This is a genomic window from Microvirga sp. KLBC 81, from assembly GCF_003075415.1.
GTDB lineage: Bacteria > Pseudomonadota > Alphaproteobacteria > Rhizobiales > Beijerinckiaceae > Microvirga.
The window spans coordinates 133,976-148,558 of record NZ_QDAH01000001.1; the positions used below are offsets into that span (position 1 = coordinate 133,976).

The window sequence follows — 14,583 nt, forward strand, 5'->3', positions numbered from 1 at the left end:
TGCGGAGTAAGCGCTACTTCGCGGCGGGCTTGCGCAGCACCAGCACGTTGCCGCACAGCGCCAGCACGACGCCGACACCCGCGAGCGGCGTCCAGACGTAGCCCTCGATCAGCGTCGAGACCGTGAGCGCCACGATGGGGAACAGCACCGTCGCATAGCCCGCGCGCGCCGCGCCGAGGCGGCGCAGCAGCGTGAGATACGACATGAAGGCCAGCACCGACGCGCCGATGGAGAGATAGAGCAGCGAGCCGATATACTTCGCCGTGGGCTCGATGATGAAGGCGTTGCCGCGCACCAGGTTCAGCGTCAGCAGCACCACGCAGCCATAGGTCATGCCCCAGGCGGTGGCGGAAAGAAGCGGCGCGCCGCGGCGCTGCACCAAAGTCGAGATCATGTTGCCCGAGCAGAAGAACAGCGTGCCCATCACGCAAAGCCCGAGACCTTTCAGCGCCGCCGCGTTGAAGCCCGCGCCCGTGATCTCCGGCCAGAACAGAAGCCCGATGCCCGCAACCCCGATCACGCCGCCGAGCGCCACGCGCGGCTCCACCTTCTGCCGGAAGATGACGAAGCTCATACCTAAGTTGAACACCGAAGCGAGCGAGAACACCACGGAGAGCAGGCCCGACGGCACGCTCAACCCGCCGTAATAGAACGAGATGAAGTTGAACGAGAACAGGCAGCACCCCACCGCCGCAAACCGCAGGTGATCGGCGAGCGGGAAGCGCACCGGATGCCGGGTGGCAAGCACCCATCCCCACATGAGCGCGGCCGAGAGCAGGAAGCGCCACAGCACCGACATCTCCGGCGCCACGACCCCGAGCTGCGCGCGGATGCCGATCCAGCTCACGCCCCACAGGAAGACGGTGGCCGCATAAAGTCCGAAGGTGGTTCCGTCTAAGCGCTTGGCGTCCGGCGCGGACATCATGGCGGCAGCTTGGGTCATGGAAGCGTCCCGAGTTTTCGAGACGCTCCGATTACGCCGATTGAGCCATCAGCACAAATGATGAAATGTCATCGATTGCCCTTGGAACGGTGATGAAACGTTTCATGGAACGCGCTGCAACGCGGCTGGAATCCGTAGGAATCCCTTGAAACGGCGCAAAGCCTTTCCGCCTTTCGCAGATGATGCCTCTGACCAATGTGATCTAGGTGAATGCGGATTTTCGGAATTGCGGTCACTATCCGCCTGTCGCTCCCAGAGGGAAGCGTAGGAGATTTGCCATGACTCCGCCCAAAGGTCCCGCATCATCGAAGACAGAAGAACTCCTCCAAGACGCAACACCGCCGGACCCATTCTCCCAAACCACGACGGCAAAGCTGCCTGTGCCAACCGATGGGCCGTCCTTACCAGGCTTCGAGGCATGGTGCTCCATCGTGACGGAGTGCCAGCACGAGATGGCCAGTTTCGTCGCCGAGCGTTTGGAGAAGGACAGAGAAGCCGTGCGTGATGCCTTGACGGCGAAGGATCCGACCGAGGCTTTCACGGTCCAGGCGCGCTGGCTCCAGCAGACCATGCAGGATTATACGGTCGAGATGTCGAAAATCCTCGGCATCTGCACGAAGCATCGCGCGGTCCGGTCCTCGATCCTGCACTGAAGCCATCGGTTTACAAGCCTTTGTCACGACACCGATGGGCACCGATCTATGCCGGGCCGCTCTAGAGCCTCGGACGTGAAAAGTGGACTTGCACTTTTGGGATTGATCCGATGCTCCCTTCTAGAGAGAGCGCATCGTTGGATCCGGAAAACCGGATCCCCTTTCGCTGACGCGGCCCTTCGGGCACGGGCGTGGCCCTTCGGTTCCGCACGATACTCTAAAGCGCATGGGGAATGCCTCGCCTCGCGGAATGATGCTCCTGCGCCGCAAACCCACATGCCGACCTTTCCTCTTGAGTCATCCCGGGGCCGCAACGCGGAACCCAGGACCGCGTGCAGAATAGGGCGTCATTCTCGTTGAGCGATCCCGGATTCTCGCTGCACTTCGTCCGGGATGACGCAGGCATCGCGGGAAGCCTGCCTCGGCGCAACCTTGACTGTTTTCCCGCGGACGCTATATTGTTCGTGTTTTGTTCTAACCATCGATTGCCATGCTGTCCCATTCGTCATCGTCCGCCGCTGCACCCACCGTCCCGGCCCCAACGTCGGGTGGTTTCCGCGAAAAGCTCGATCTTGCCCGCGTTGCCGCCATGCGCGCGCTCGTGGAGGGCACGCGCTGGTCCTACAAGCGCATCGCCGAGGAGGTCGGCGTGTCTGCCGCCACCGTCTCGCGCTATGTGGTGCAACAAGGCTGGCAGCGTCCGCCCGGCGCTGCGGTTCCGGCCCGCATCGGCAGCCGCCGAGAGCGGGTGGCCCAAAAGCTCTGGAAGCTCACCGAACGCCACGCGAAAGCTCTTGAAGACCAGCCCATCGAGCTCGCCCAACGCTCCCTCCAGCCGCTGGCCCGCCTCACCCGCGTGCTGGGCGACATCGACAAGCTCAAGCCGCCCCCTGCCCCCGTCCGCCACGAAGCCGTCCTCGACCCGGAAGAACCACCCCCTCGCAGCCTCAACGAACTGCGCGATGAGCTCGAAGCGCATCTCTGGCGCATCCAGGAGGAGGAAGGCTTTGGCTGGGACGAGCCGAGCTGGTGGTTCGAGGATGGGGCGGGGATCTGAAGCACGGCCTGTCCTTCCGCCCGCCAGTGAGCATGCGCCTCCACCCTTTACCCCTCTCGTCCACCGTCATCACCGGCCTTGGGCCGGTGATCCCGATTGTGAGAGACGCGGTGCCTCTCCTTATCGAGATGGCCGGGACGAGCCCGGCCATGGCAAAGGGAGAACGACGCTTCGTCAGGGATAACACATTTTCTTGCACGCACTCCTCTTGCGTCATCACCGGCCTTGGGCCGGTGATCTCGCTTTGCCCTTGCCGCCGTCCTCATCCTGAGGAGGTCGCGCAGTGACCGTCTCGAAGGAGGAGGACAGTGGTTCCTGAAACCGGGATGGCCGAGCCAGATCCCCGGACAAGTCCGGGGACGGCCATGATCAGGAGGGTGAGGCTTTGAGGCTCGCCTGTCCGGTCAGTCTCTCTCGCCGGAAACACTCACCGCACCGTCACCTGATCCTTGATCTTCTCGTAGACCGAGCGGCGGATCACCTTGCGCTTCACCAGATCCTCGACCGAGGCGTAGGGGCGGCCTTTGATGATGGCGCGGCCGAGCGGACCTGCGTTGCGTAAAGAGTTGAGCTGCGCGATGGATGCGGTGTTGAGATCGACGCGCCCGGCTCCTTGCACCGGATTGCTTGCGATGCTCGCGACGTTCACCGCGCCTGTCATTTCCGGTGCTGCGGGAGACGAAGGCTCAGTGGCGCTGGCGTGCTCTGTCTCCAGCACTGGCGTATCGCCGCTGGGGCTGACAGGCTGAGTGACCGCATGGTCGCTGCTCGAGTCGACCGGCATGCCGGCATGGGCGTCTTCCCGAGCAGGCTCGTCCGGAACCACGGAAGACACGGCGCTGCCGGAGGTCAGATCAGGTGCGCTTGAATCTGCCGTCGCGACCTGCAGGGATGCGGTCTGCTGAGGTTCGTCGGCGGAATGCGGTGTGCCTGTGCTGTCAGGTTGCCGGTCGGCGGCAACGGCTTGCAGTGAAGAGCCTGGATCCTCTACCGACAGGGACACCGCAAAAGCGCCTGCGGCTGCAAGCCCGACCACAAGGACAGCGCGCAGCAGCTGAAATCCAGCGACGCCCTGTGACCGGCGGGACGAGAGAGGGAGATTGCCTATCTGCATGGTAATACTCGCACGCTGTTTCACTCGTGAGCAACGAAGGCAACCCATTGGTATTGGCGCGATATGGCAGATAAGTGGCAAACAAAACTCAGGTTATAGCGTTGAGTTTTCAGATCTCATGTCAGATTGAGCCAGTAATTCTGCATCTCCCGTTCGCGGCTTTTATCGAGTTTGCCTCTGTGCTCTACCGTGAAGACTGGCGCGGCGCGCAGCTGCTCTTCCGTGATGTCGGTATGATAGCCTTCGAGCTCAGGGTCGTAGGTGAGCTTGTCCCACGGAATGGTGTGATGATGGACGCCCACACCGAAGAGACCGCCGAACGTCACGTCCACATAGAGGACGCGTCCGCTCACCTTCTCGATGATCAGCCGCTTGATGGTGCCGATCTGCGCGTTGTTGCGGTCATAGACGGCCGTTCCCTCGACGCGGTCACTTTCGATGATGGGTCTCGGTGCGGCTTGCTTCAGCGGGCCCAGGAGGTAATAGCCGTTCTCGATGATGCCGGCGGCAACGACGGCCCGGCTGACATCGAGATTCCATTCCTCGTCCGGTCCGATCTCCTGGACCAGGGCCCATGGCCCATATTCGGCTGGGAGTATTGATGCGCGCGGCTCATCGGTGAAACCGCGCAGTGCAGGCGTGTCCTTGGACTGGAACACATAATAGTTTCTCATGACGGCCTCCCTTTTTCACAGGGCGCCCCACTTTTGATTTCCTCACAATTCCGGCCACAACGCAAGAACTTGAGGGTTCTTTATCGTGCGATGCGGCAGGCTCGCAGCGTCTTTGCTGCTGCTGATGTTGAAGTAAGTCAAAGGATAGAAGAAGCAGATCCAATTGTTTCAGGATCGTCATGAGATTAATTTGAAGGCAATCTATTACTCAAAGGGGTTACCTTAGGGATCAAATGAGCTGATCGACTCATGTTCTCACCCTGGGAGGGCTTTCTGCACCGCCGCTGGGGCACGAACGTGAGGGAGGCGTGAGCCTCACCCCTTGCGCGCTACCACCGCATAACGATGCTGCGTGGCGCGCTCGAAGCCTTTCAGCCATGGCAGATTCTTGGCCTGCTGGCGATGAATGGCCTTGAGGTCGTGGTCGATGGCAACATGCGCAAAACCTGCCTCGCGCAGCAGCGCCGCAACTTCCTCTGCCCGCGCGCCTCTCGAGAAATAGACCTGGCTTAGAATACGCTCGTGCGTTTCGCGCATCGCGTTAGGAGCATGCGAGGCTCCACCCGCTCCCGGCAACAGACGTTCGATGACGCGAATGAGACGCTTGGCGAAGGTGTCCGAGACGAAATCGCCATCGACGATGAGGAGGCGGCCGCCGGGTTTCAGCAGATTGTGCCATTCGCGGAACGCCGCCTTGGGATCGACGAGGGTCCAGACCAGATGGCGCGTCACGAGCACGTCGTAGCTCTCCGGCTTCTCCAACGTGCGCTCCGCGTCGCCCATGACGAAGCGGATGCTGGCGCCACGCTTTTCCGCCTTCGCGCGCGCCTGGTTGAGCATCGCCTCCGACCAGTCAAGGCCCGTGACGTCGAAGCCCAGGTCATGCAGCAGGTGGGAGATCACACCCGTGCCGCTCGCAAGATCGAGCGCCCTGCAGCCAGCGCCCGGGCCGAGATGGCGCAGGAAAAGCGTGTGCCAGGCCTGCCGCTCCTCCTCCGAGAAGATCTCGTGCCCCACCTGCGTGTCGAAGGTCGCCGCGCGGGCGGACCAATACTCGCGGATCTCATCACGCAGCGAATAATTCGACATCACGGATGCATCTGTCATGGCAGCACTCGACTCAAGCCGTTCAACGGCGCGCAGACCTAGTAACTCTTTCCGGAACAGTCAAACTATAATGACTATAAACTGCAGAATAGAAACATTTTAAACTACCGATATACTCCCTTTCATTGAAGTAATTCTAAAAGATATTTCTTGCATGACTTAAGCAATCGCCATAATGGAGCCGCGCTTTCATTTCCGATGCGAGGTCACCATGAACCTGAACAAGCTCGCCCTTGGCGCCATGCTGGCGCTGACGGCGCTTCTGCCCTTGCCCACCAAGGCTGCCGACACGATCACCGTCACGGACATCACGGGCCGTCAGGTTCAGGTGAAGGCGCCGGTGGAGAAGGTGATCCTCGGCGAAGGCCGCCAAACGTATTTCGTCGCCGCCCTCGACACGGACGATCCGTTCGGGCGCGTGGTGGGCTGGCGCGACGATTTCGAGAAAGCCGATCTCGACGGCTATCGCGATTACCTCGCCAAGTATCCGCAGATCGCCAAACTGCCGAAGTTCGGCGGGTTCAAGGAAGGCACGTTCGACGTCGAGCAAGCCGTGTCGCTCAAGCCCGACGTGATTCTCCTCAACATCGAGGCGAAGACCGCGACGGACGATGCCAAGCTCATCGAGAAGCTCGCGAAGATCAATATTCCGGTCGTTTTCGTGGACTTCCGCGAGAAGCCCTTCGAGAACACCGATCCCAGCATGCGCCTGATCGGCAAGCTGTTCGGCAAGGAAGCCCGCGCGGAAGAATTCATCGCCTTCCGCAACCAGCAGATCAATCTCGTGACCGAGCGCCTCGCCAAGGCCAATCCTGCAAAGCCCGTCGTCATGGTGGAGCGCGCGGGCGGCTATTCGGACGATTGCTGCATGTCCTTCGGCAACGAGAACTTCGGCAAGTTCGTCGAGATCGCGGGCGGACAGAATCTCGCGGGCAAGATCATCCCCGGCACCTTCGGCGTGGTGAACCCGGAGCAGATCATCGCCGCCAATCCCGACCATGTGATCGTCACCGGCTCGAACTGGGAACTCTATGTGCCCGGCGGCGCATGGGTCGGCGTCGGCTCGGGCGCCGACAAGGCGAAGGCGCGCGAGAAGCTCAGCCTTCTCATGAAGCGGCCCGCCTTCACCGGCGTGAAGGCCGTGCGCGATAACCAGGTGCACGCCATCTGGCACCAGTTCTACAACAGCCCCTACCAGTTCGTCGCCATCCAGGCGATGGCGAAGTGGCTGCATCCCGAGCTGTTCAAGGATGTCGATCCTGAGCAGACCATGAAGACGCTCTACGAGCGCTTCCTGCCGGTTCCCTACAAGACGGGTTACTGGGTCTCATTGAAGGACAAGGACTAGGCCCTTGGCTCACTCCCCCGCCATTTCTCTCCATGAGGGGCGCGGTGTCTATCGCGCCCTCGTCAGGCGCAAGCAGCTCGTGCTGCTTGCGCTGAGCGCCATTCTGGTCCTTTCGGTCATTGCCGATCTCGGCCTCGGCCCTGCCCGCTACACCATGCGCGAGGTCGTGCTCGCGCTCGCGGGTTCCCCTAAGATCTCGCAACAGATCAGCGTCGTGATCTGGGATATCCGCATGCCCGTGGCGCTCATGGCCGTCGTGGTGGGAGCGGCGCTCTCGTCGGCGGGGGCCCAGATGCAGACGATCCTCAACAATCCGCTCGCGAGCCCCTTCACCCTGGGCATCTCGGCGGCAGCGAGCTTCGGCGCCTCCATCGCCCTCGTCTTCGGCGTCGGTCTTCTGCCTTGGGCCATCGACTATGTCGTGTCGATCAATGCGCTCGCCATGGCGATGGCGGCAGCGCTCTTCATCCATTTCATGAGCCAGAAGCGCGGCGTGACAGTGGAAACCATCGTGCTGCTCGGCATCACTCTGGTCTTCACCTTCAACGCCCTGCTCGCTCTCGTTCAGTATCTCGCCTCGGAGCAGGCGCTGGCAGCCGTGGTGTTCTGGACCATGGGCAGTCTGACGCGCGCCACCTGGCCGAAGCTCGCCATCACGACAATCGTGCTCGCGCTCTCGCTGCCGCTCTTCATGCGCCGGGCCTGGGCACTCACGGCTCTGCGCCTTGGCGAAGACAAGGCTGCGAGCTTTGGCGTCAATGTGCGCTGGCTGAGGTTGGAGACGATGATGATCATCAGCCTGCTCGCGGCCGTGCCTGTCGCGTTCGTCGGCACGATCGGCTTCATCGGACTCGTCGGTCCGCATATCGCACGCATGCTGGTGGGCGAAGATCAGCGCTATTTCCTGCCGGCGTCGGTTCTCTCGGGCGCGGCCATTCTCTCGCTGACCTCCGTCATCAGCAAAACCATCGTGCCGGGCACGATTTTTCCCATCGGCATCATCACCGCCCTGGTGGGCGTTCCCTTCCTCTTCAGCCTCATCATGACCACAAGGAGGCGCGCATGGTAGCGACCCTTCAGCTCGACAATGTCGGCGTTCGATACGGCAAGAAAGAGGTTCTTTCCGGCATCACCACGCCTCTTCTGAGAGGCGGTGAAGTGACGGCGGTGATCGGCCCCAACGCCGCCGGCAAATCGAGCCTCTTCAGGCGCATTGCCGGTCTGCTCGATGGACCCGGCCATATCCATGTGGACGGGGCCTCGCACGAGACTGCATCGGGCGATATCTGCTACATGCCGCAGGATACCTCCGTCAACACAGTGCTGACCGTGTACGAATCGATCCTGCTGGCGCGCAAGCAGGGCAGCGTCAGCCGCCATGTGAGCGACGAGGACCTCCAAACGATTGATCGCATCGTTGCCGCGCTGCGGATCGAAGCGATCGCTTTCAAAGGATTGTGCGAGCTCAGCGGCGGACAGCGCCAGCTGGTCTCGTTCGCTCAGACCCTTGTGCGCGAACCGAAGATCCTGCTCCTCGATGAGCCGACGAGTGCGCTCGACCTGCATCGCCAGGTCGAGGTTCTGACGCTGGTGCGCACCCTCGCACGCGAGCAGAACATCTGCGTCATCATCGCGGTGCACGACCTGAACCAGGTCATGCGCGTGGCGGACCGTGTGATGGTGATCGATGGCGGCACAATGGCACAGTGCGGCTCCGTGGACACCGTGATCACGCCCGATCTGTTGCGCAGCATCTACAAGGTCGACGGGCGCATCGAACGCTGCTCCCGCTTGTGTCCGCAGGTGATCATCGACGGACCGATCGAACGCCCGATGGCTGCGGAATAGGGTTCAGACCGCTCTCACCCGCTTAGGCACGCCCATCTCGCACTCGAGACTTGCGCGATCCCAACCCGCAGCGTCCGCAGCTGCGGCATAGGTCGTCGTGAGAAAATCGAGGAGCAGCGCATCGGGGTCGTCCGCCTTGCGCAGCGTGTCATAGGGCAGGATGAACTCGCCCAAGGTGGTGTCGAAGGCAGCACCTGGTGCGACATGCGCATCGCGAAAACCCGGCGGCTCGGGATAGGCATATGAGTAGAACGCGGCTTGCGGAAAAGTATCGTTGCCGGGCCAGAAGCCTGCACTGCTCACCTCATGCGAATAGGCTTCGCGCGTGACCGTATCCGGCAGCCCCGGCACGCCGCCTGGGTGGAGCGGTGCCTTGCGGCCTGAAAAGCGCGTGACGGCAAGATCGAAACTGCCCCAGAAGAAATGCGAAGGCGAGGATTTGCCGAGAAATGAGCTGCGGAAGAGCTTGAAGACGCGGTCCGCCTGTACGAGCACGCGCCAGAAGCGATACGCCGCATCCGCATCGTAGCTCGCGTGCAGCAGATCCTCGGAGAAGCGGATCGGGTAAGGCACCTCGTTCGGCATCTCGTTGATGGCGACATGCACGCCGATGCCGCGCATCAGATCGAGAAGCTCTTCATAAAAATCAGCGACGCTGCGTGGCTCCAGCGCCAGGATGCCTTCATCGCCGCGACTGGTCCGCACGAGCAGCCGATGCGCGATGAAATCGAATTCGATCTCCGCGATTTCGCGGCCCGTGGGCATGGACGACGTCGTGAGCCCTCGCGCGCTCACATAGAGCGGAACATGCCAGCCGTGATTGAGCCACGGCGTCAGGGACAACCTGATCTTGCCGACGATCTGCGTCCAAAGCTGCAACGTGGCAGCCGTATCGCGCCATTGCGGATAGGACAGTTCAGGCCAAACGACATCCATCGGGCTTCTCCCGTGCAACCGGCTGTGAAACCCTGGATATAGTTCAGCCTATCCCGCTGTCACGGGTAGGCGGCGCTAGCGCCTCGTGCGGAACCGAGGGTCCGCGTCAGCGACCCGAAGGGCCGCGTCAGCGAAAAGGGGATCCGGTTTTCCGCACGATGCGCCGCTTGAAAAAGGGAGCATCGGATCAATCCCAAAAGTGGAATCCACTTTTCTCGTCCGAGGCTCTACCGCCCTTCCCCTTTCATGGAGCCCGTATCACGGTTCTCGGTCTGACCGCCGCCGGTCCCGACCGAACCGACCGACGAGGCCGGGCTGCCGCCAGGGATCGTTCCGCTCGGCTGCAGGGGGGTCGAGACACCGGATGGCGCACGGGGCGGATTGGCGGAGGAGAACCACTGCTCATCCGCACCGCTTTCGCTGCCTGCGCTGTAAGATGCAGCCTCGGCGGACCCTGACCGCTCCATGCCCGCTGCCGTAGAGCCGGATGAGCCCATCGAGCGTGAAGCCCCCATCCCTCGGGACGAGTCCATGCCGCCCGACATGCCCATTGAGCTGCCCATGGAGCCGGAGGATGCGCGGCCTTCCATGCCGCGGCGGCTCAAGGAGCGGTCGACCACACCGCTTTCGAGCGGGAATGGCGGCTGCGGGCGGCGCGGCGCCGGGCGCAGGGGACGGTTCGCGCGTGTCTGCCCACGCTGAGACATGCTCCAGGCCAAAGCTGCGCCGCCGATGGCGAGTGCGCCTGCCAGAATGCCGAAGGTCATGCCCGTGGGCATCCCATAGCGGCTCGGCATCATCGCCTGCGGCATATGCCAGCGAGAGGCTTCGTAGGACGCGATCTTCTCGCGCTCATAGGCGCGCCTCAACGCATTGGCCTCCTGTGAAGAGATGACACCGTGCGCTGCGACCAGCGCTCCGTTCTCCTCAAGGCTGAAGGCATGGCGGATCACGCCGACGAGCTCCTTGAAATCGAGAGCCCATTCCCGGCTGTTCTTGTCCGGATGAGCGGAGAGCCTATCGAGCCTGCGGCGAATGTCCCGGTGCTCGTCGTCAAGCTCGTGCAGGTAGGTTTCCGTGCGCCCATCCCGAGCCAGCGCGGGGTAGAGCACATTCTGCTTGGCCGCGATATGACGGTCCAGCTCGTCTTCGAGATCGGCAAACAATTCAGCGCGGCTGTTGGGGCCGTGAGGAGTGGCCTCCAGCACCTCCTGGCAGAGCTGCTCGATATTCGCGTGTTCCGACAAGATCATCCGCCACAGATCCATGGCGCTCCTCCTCTTGAGATTGCTTCAGCGGAGAACGGATTGGGAGGGAGTGCGTTCCGGGAAGAAAACCTTGGCCGTGGCCGTTTCCGGAGGGGTTAAGCCTGATGCGTGACAAATCGCTGCCGACCTTGGTATGGAAGAGAATCTCTTCCCCGGCAGCACCCCGATCATGAGCGCGCAGACCCAGACTCAACCCTCCTCGTCTCTTCCCACCTATGACGACGTGATCACGGCAGCGTGGCGCATCGCGGGCGTGGCCCATCGCACCCCGGTGCTCACCTCCCGCACCGCCAACGAGCGTACGGGCGGAAAGCTGTTCTTCAAGGCAGAGAACCTGCAGCGGGGCGGCGCCTTCAAGTTCCGTGGGGCCTACAACGCCATCGCGCGTCTCCCGGAGGATGCGAGGAAGCGGGGCGTGGTGGCCTTCTCCTCCGGCAATCACGCGCAGGCCATCGCCTATGCGGGCCAGCTCCAGAACGTGCCGACCGTGATCATCATGCCGAAGGACGCGCCCGCCATGAAGGTCGCGGCCACCAAGGGCTATGGCGGCGAGGTGGTTTCTTACGACCGATATACCGAGGATCGCGAGGAGATCGGGCGCAGGCTCTCGGCGGAGCGCGGCCTCACGCTCATTCCGCCTTACGACCATGAGGACGTGATTGCGGGCCAGGGCACGGCCGCGAAGGAGCTGATCGAGGAGGTCGGGCCGCTCGACATGCTGCTCGTCTGCGTCGGCGGCGGAGGGCTTATCGCAGGTTCGGCCCTTGCGGCGCATGCGCTCTCGCCCGGCTGCCGTGTCTATGGCGTGGAGCCGGAAGCCGGCAATGATGCGCAGCAATCCTTCCGCTCAGGCTCCATCGTGCGCATTCCCGTGCCCGTGACCATCGCTGACGGCGCGCAGACCACGTATATCGGCCAGAAGACCTTTCCGATCATCCGCGCGCTGGTGAGCGACATGGTGACGGTGACGGACGAGATGCTCGTGGACACCATGCGCTTCTTCGCCGAGCGCATGAAGATTGTCGTCGAGCCCACCGGATGCCTTGCGGCGGCGGCGGCCCTTCACGGCATCGTGCCGTGCAAGGGCAAGCGCGTGGGCATCATCGTCAGCGGCGGCAACGTGGATCCGAAAGCCTTTGCGGGCTTTCTCGCCGGCTTGCCAACCTGACAATCTATCGGCTTGCGCGCAGGACGATGGCCCTGCCATCGTGATCGCCAGTCGTGAGTTTGGGATCGTCCGGCAAGTCATTGTCGAGCTGGACGGTCCCGGCCGTCTTGTAGACCGTGTCCCGGTCCAGCCTTTGTGCGAAATTGTCACGCGCCTGATTGAAGGATGCGTAGCGATGCCCCGGCCAACGGAAGGGATCGACCCGCTCGCGGCTGAAAGCCCCCGTAAAGAGATATGACTGCTCCAGCCGGTGCGGGCCGAAGATCCGCCCGTGATCGTTGCTGAGCTCGAACACCTCGTTGGAGAAAGCATCGTCCCAGCCCTTCGGCAGCTGCGAATAAAGCTGTCTTTCGATGATGGCTTGGTAACCCGTGGAGTGCCCGAGGCGGACAGGGTAGCCCGCCTGCGCTGCCGCTGCGAGCAATCGGGCGATCGCATCCTCCCGGCTGATGGCGGCCTCATCGATGATAATGATGTTGATCGGCTCACGCAGAACCTTGCCTTGGTAGGTTTCCCCGAGCCAGTCGGATGGCAGACCCTGTCCGGTGAGCATCCACTTGCCGATAGCCGGGAGGCCTTGCGGCTCCGCGATCTCCATGCTGGGATCTGGCGGCGTCTGAGACCAGGACAGTTCAGCCCACGTTGAGACCGCGCCCAGCAGCGCAGCGCAGAGGACCGCGATGCTGCGGCCCCTCACGACTGGCCCTGAGGCACGAAGAAGCAGACGATGGCTCTCGTCCTCTGCTCTTCGCACATGTGGAATTTCGCGTCCGGCGAAGCCTTCGTGTACTCGCGCCCGATGAAGCGCCCGTCCCAGAGGCGATAGCCATCCTCCGTCTCGACGACAGTCTCGCCCTTCGCGGAGGTGAGTTCCCGGCAATCCCGATCACTGCAGCACCAGACCGGGTACCAGCCATGGGCGAGCACCTCTGAGCCGGCGAGAAGGGCCGCAACGGCAGCAACAATCCATGCCCTTCGTGAGGCCATGCAGGACAAGCCTTTCCATGGGGGTGAGCCCCGGCTGACAGGCTTGTCTTAAGCTTGGGCGGGCCAGCCCTGCGTCCAGCCGTCGGTGCGGATTCGCTGCGGATTTTTGCCGCTACGCCCGAACATGAGGCCAAGCCTGCGGAGGATGCCCCTCAGAGAACCGGCCCGGCGCGTGCGGCAAGGCCCCGCCCCGGCCGGGATCGGCGGCAACAGCCCATAGCCCGTCTCGGGCGGGTTATGCCTTCTCCTGCAGATAAGGCTCGACCTTGCCCTTGAGCTTGATGGTCATGGGATTGCCGAAGCGGTCCTTGGCGTTGCCGGCGATCACGCGGACCCAGCCCTCGCTGACGCAATACTCGTCCACGTTGGTCTTCTCGGCCCCGTTGAAGCGGATGCCCACGCCCTTGGCCAGAAGCTCCTCGTTGTAATAGGGGCTGTTCGGGTTGGTGGACAGGCGGTCGGGAAGCGCGTCGGCCATAGGCAGGATTCTCCGTTCGAGATCAAATCGGGCCGCAACCTACCCTCTCGAGGCAGGGATGCCAATTCCGAACCTCCCTGCCTCGCGACATTGTTCGCCCCTGCCCTATTTCCCTCTATCACCCCCTGGACCATCAGAGGTTTGGGGGCAGGCAGACTTGCGTGGAGGGGAGAGTATGTCAGCCGCAACGGAGGGAATTCATACGGATTTCACGGAGGGCATGAGCTATGGGGATTATCTCCAGCTCGACACCCTGCTCTCGGCGCAGAAGCCCCTGACGGCCGAGCACGACGAGCTTCTCTTCATCACCATTCACCAGGTAATGGAGCTCTGGCTCAAGCTGCTCAACCGCGAGCTCGACACCGCCATCGACCACATCCGCGCCGACCAGCTGCAGCCCGCTTTCAAATGCACGGCGCGCATCAACCGCATTCAGGAGCAGCTGATCCAGGCCTGGACAGTGCTCTCCACCATGACGCCCGCCGATTATCTCAGCTTCCGGCCGGCGCTGGGCCGCTCCTCCGGCTTCCAGTCCTGGCAATACCGCCTCGTGGAGTTCAAGCTCGGCGCAAAGGACGAAGTGAAAATGGCGCCGCACCGGCATCGCGCCGATCTGGCGGCACAGATGGAAGCAGCCTATCGAAACCCCGGCCTCTATGACGAGACGCTGCGCCTATTGGCACGACGCGGCTATCCTGTGCCTGAGGAAGTGCTCACCCGCGATGTGACGCAGCCCTACGAAGCTCATGCCGGCGTGGAAGCGGTGTGGGAAGACATCTACCGCCACTCGAACGAGCATTTCGATCTCTACGAGCTCGCGGAAGAGCTGGTCGATCTGGAGGATGCCTTCCAGCAATGGCGCTTCCGCCACATGAAGACGGTCGAGCGGATCATCGGCATGCGGCGCGGCACCGGCGGCAGCTCGGGTGTCGCGTACCTGCGCAAGGCGCTGGAGCGGTATTTCTTTCCCGAGCTTTGGTCCGTCCGCGGCAAGCTCTGATC

General features: G+C 62.6%; 16 protein-coding genes. 7 read left to right on the forward strand and 9 right to left on the reverse strand.

Features of this window, described 5'->3' with window-relative positions; all coding sequences use genetic code 11:
* Positions 1–13: 13 nt before the first annotated feature.
* On the reverse strand, positions 14–943 hold the full coding sequence (locus DC522_RS00665) for a DMT family transporter (protein ID WP_116526763.1): 930 nt from the start codon (positions 941–943) through the stop codon (positions 14–16).
* Positions 944–1,221: 278 nt separating this feature from the next.
* On the opposite strand from DC522_RS00665, the gene DC522_RS00670 reads away from it, so the two are divergent.
* A complete protein-coding gene (locus DC522_RS00670) occupies positions 1,222–1,596 on the forward strand; it encodes a phasin family protein (protein WP_116526764.1) in 375 nt (124 codons plus the stop codon).
* Between the two features lie 490 nt (positions 1,597–2,086).
* Positions 2,087–2,653 (forward strand): helix-turn-helix domain-containing protein, encoded by a 567-nt coding sequence (locus DC522_RS00675; protein ID WP_116526765.1) that lies wholly within the window; start codon positions 2,087–2,089, stop codon positions 2,651–2,653.
* A gap of 427 nt (positions 2,654–3,080) precedes the next feature.
* Here DC522_RS00675 and DC522_RS35700 read toward each other — a convergent pair whose 3' ends face one another.
* The 3 genes from DC522_RS35700 to DC522_RS00690 form a co-directional block, all read right to left on the reverse strand.
* Entirely contained in the window at positions 3,081–3,767 is a 687-nt protein-coding gene (locus DC522_RS35700) for a helix-hairpin-helix domain-containing protein (protein ID WP_245443871.1), read from the reverse strand.
* A 116-nt stretch (positions 3,768–3,883) separates the two neighbouring features.
* On the reverse strand, positions 3,884–4,441 hold the full coding sequence (locus DC522_RS00685; RefSeq protein ID WP_116526766.1) for a PRC-barrel domain-containing protein: 558 nt from the start codon (positions 4,439–4,441) through the stop codon (positions 3,884–3,886).
* Positions 4,442–4,756: 315 nt separating this feature from the next.
* Positions 4,757–5,548, reverse strand: a complete 792-nt coding sequence (locus DC522_RS00690) for a class I SAM-dependent methyltransferase (protein ID WP_116526767.1) — start codon at positions 5,546–5,548, stop codon at positions 4,757–4,759.
* A 241-nt stretch (positions 5,549–5,789) separates the two neighbouring features.
* Between DC522_RS00690 and DC522_RS00695 the strand changes: the two genes are divergently transcribed.
* The 3 genes from DC522_RS00695 to DC522_RS00705 are packed head-to-tail and all read left to right on the forward strand — an operon-like array spanning position 5,790 to position 8,744.
* Positions 5,790–6,896, forward strand: a complete 1,107-nt coding sequence (locus DC522_RS00695; RefSeq protein WP_205769461.1) for an ABC transporter substrate-binding protein — start codon at positions 5,790–5,792, stop codon at positions 6,894–6,896.
* A gap of 4 nt (positions 6,897–6,900) precedes the next feature.
* The gene (locus DC522_RS00700) at positions 6,901–7,965 is read left to right on the forward strand and encodes an iron ABC transporter permease (RefSeq protein WP_116526768.1); all 1,065 of its coding nucleotides are present in this window, start codon (positions 6,901–6,903) and stop codon (positions 7,963–7,965) included.
* Positions 7,959–8,744 (forward strand): ABC transporter ATP-binding protein, encoded by a 786-nt coding sequence (locus tag DC522_RS00705; RefSeq protein WP_116526769.1) that lies wholly within the window; start codon positions 7,959–7,961, stop codon positions 8,742–8,744. The genes DC522_RS00700 and DC522_RS00705 overlap by 7 nt, the downstream gene beginning before the upstream one ends.
* 3 nt (positions 8,745–8,747) lie before the next feature.
* On the opposite strand, the gene DC522_RS00710 is transcribed toward DC522_RS00705, so the two are convergent.
* Positions 8,748–9,680 (reverse strand): DUF5996 family protein, encoded by a 933-nt coding sequence (locus DC522_RS00710; RefSeq protein ID WP_116526770.1) that lies wholly within the window; start codon positions 9,678–9,680, stop codon positions 8,748–8,750.
* Positions 9,681–9,907: 227 nt separating this feature from the next.
* Complete coding sequence (locus DC522_RS00715) at positions 9,908–10,948, reverse strand: hemerythrin domain-containing protein (RefSeq protein ID WP_116526771.1); 1,041 nt, start codon at positions 10,946–10,948, stop codon at positions 9,908–9,910.
* Between the two features lie 169 nt (positions 10,949–11,117).
* Here DC522_RS00715 and DC522_RS00720 point away from each other — a divergent pair, with 169 nt between their 5' ends.
* Positions 11,118–12,116 (forward strand): threo-3-hydroxy-L-aspartate ammonia-lyase, encoded by a 999-nt coding sequence (locus DC522_RS00720; RefSeq protein WP_116526940.1) that lies wholly within the window; start codon positions 11,118–11,120, stop codon positions 12,114–12,116.
* Between the two features lie 4 nt (positions 12,117–12,120).
* Here DC522_RS00720 and DC522_RS00725 read toward each other — a convergent pair whose 3' ends face one another.
* The 3 genes from DC522_RS00725 to DC522_RS00735 form a co-directional block, all read right to left on the reverse strand.
* Positions 12,121–12,714 (reverse strand): hypothetical protein, encoded by a 594-nt coding sequence (locus tag DC522_RS00725; protein WP_245443873.1) that lies wholly within the window; start codon positions 12,712–12,714, stop codon positions 12,121–12,123.
* Positions 12,715–12,809: 95 nt separating this feature from the next.
* The gene (locus tag DC522_RS00730) at positions 12,810–13,103 is read right to left on the reverse strand and encodes a hypothetical protein (RefSeq protein WP_116526773.1); all 294 of its coding nucleotides are present in this window, start codon (positions 13,101–13,103) and stop codon (positions 12,810–12,812) included.
* A 235-nt stretch (positions 13,104–13,338) separates the two neighbouring features.
* Positions 13,339–13,581: a DUF3297 family protein gene (locus DC522_RS00735; protein ID WP_116526774.1), complete on the reverse strand. Its 243-nt coding sequence runs from the start codon at positions 13,579–13,581 to the stop codon at positions 13,339–13,341.
* Positions 13,582–13,756: 175 nt separating this feature from the next.
* On the opposite strand from DC522_RS00735, the gene kynA reads away from it, so the two are divergent.
* Positions 13,757–14,581 (forward strand): tryptophan 2,3-dioxygenase, encoded by an 825-nt coding sequence (kynA, locus tag DC522_RS00740; RefSeq protein ID WP_116526775.1) that lies wholly within the window; start codon positions 13,757–13,759, stop codon positions 14,579–14,581.
* Positions 14,582–14,583 lie beyond the last annotated feature (2 nt).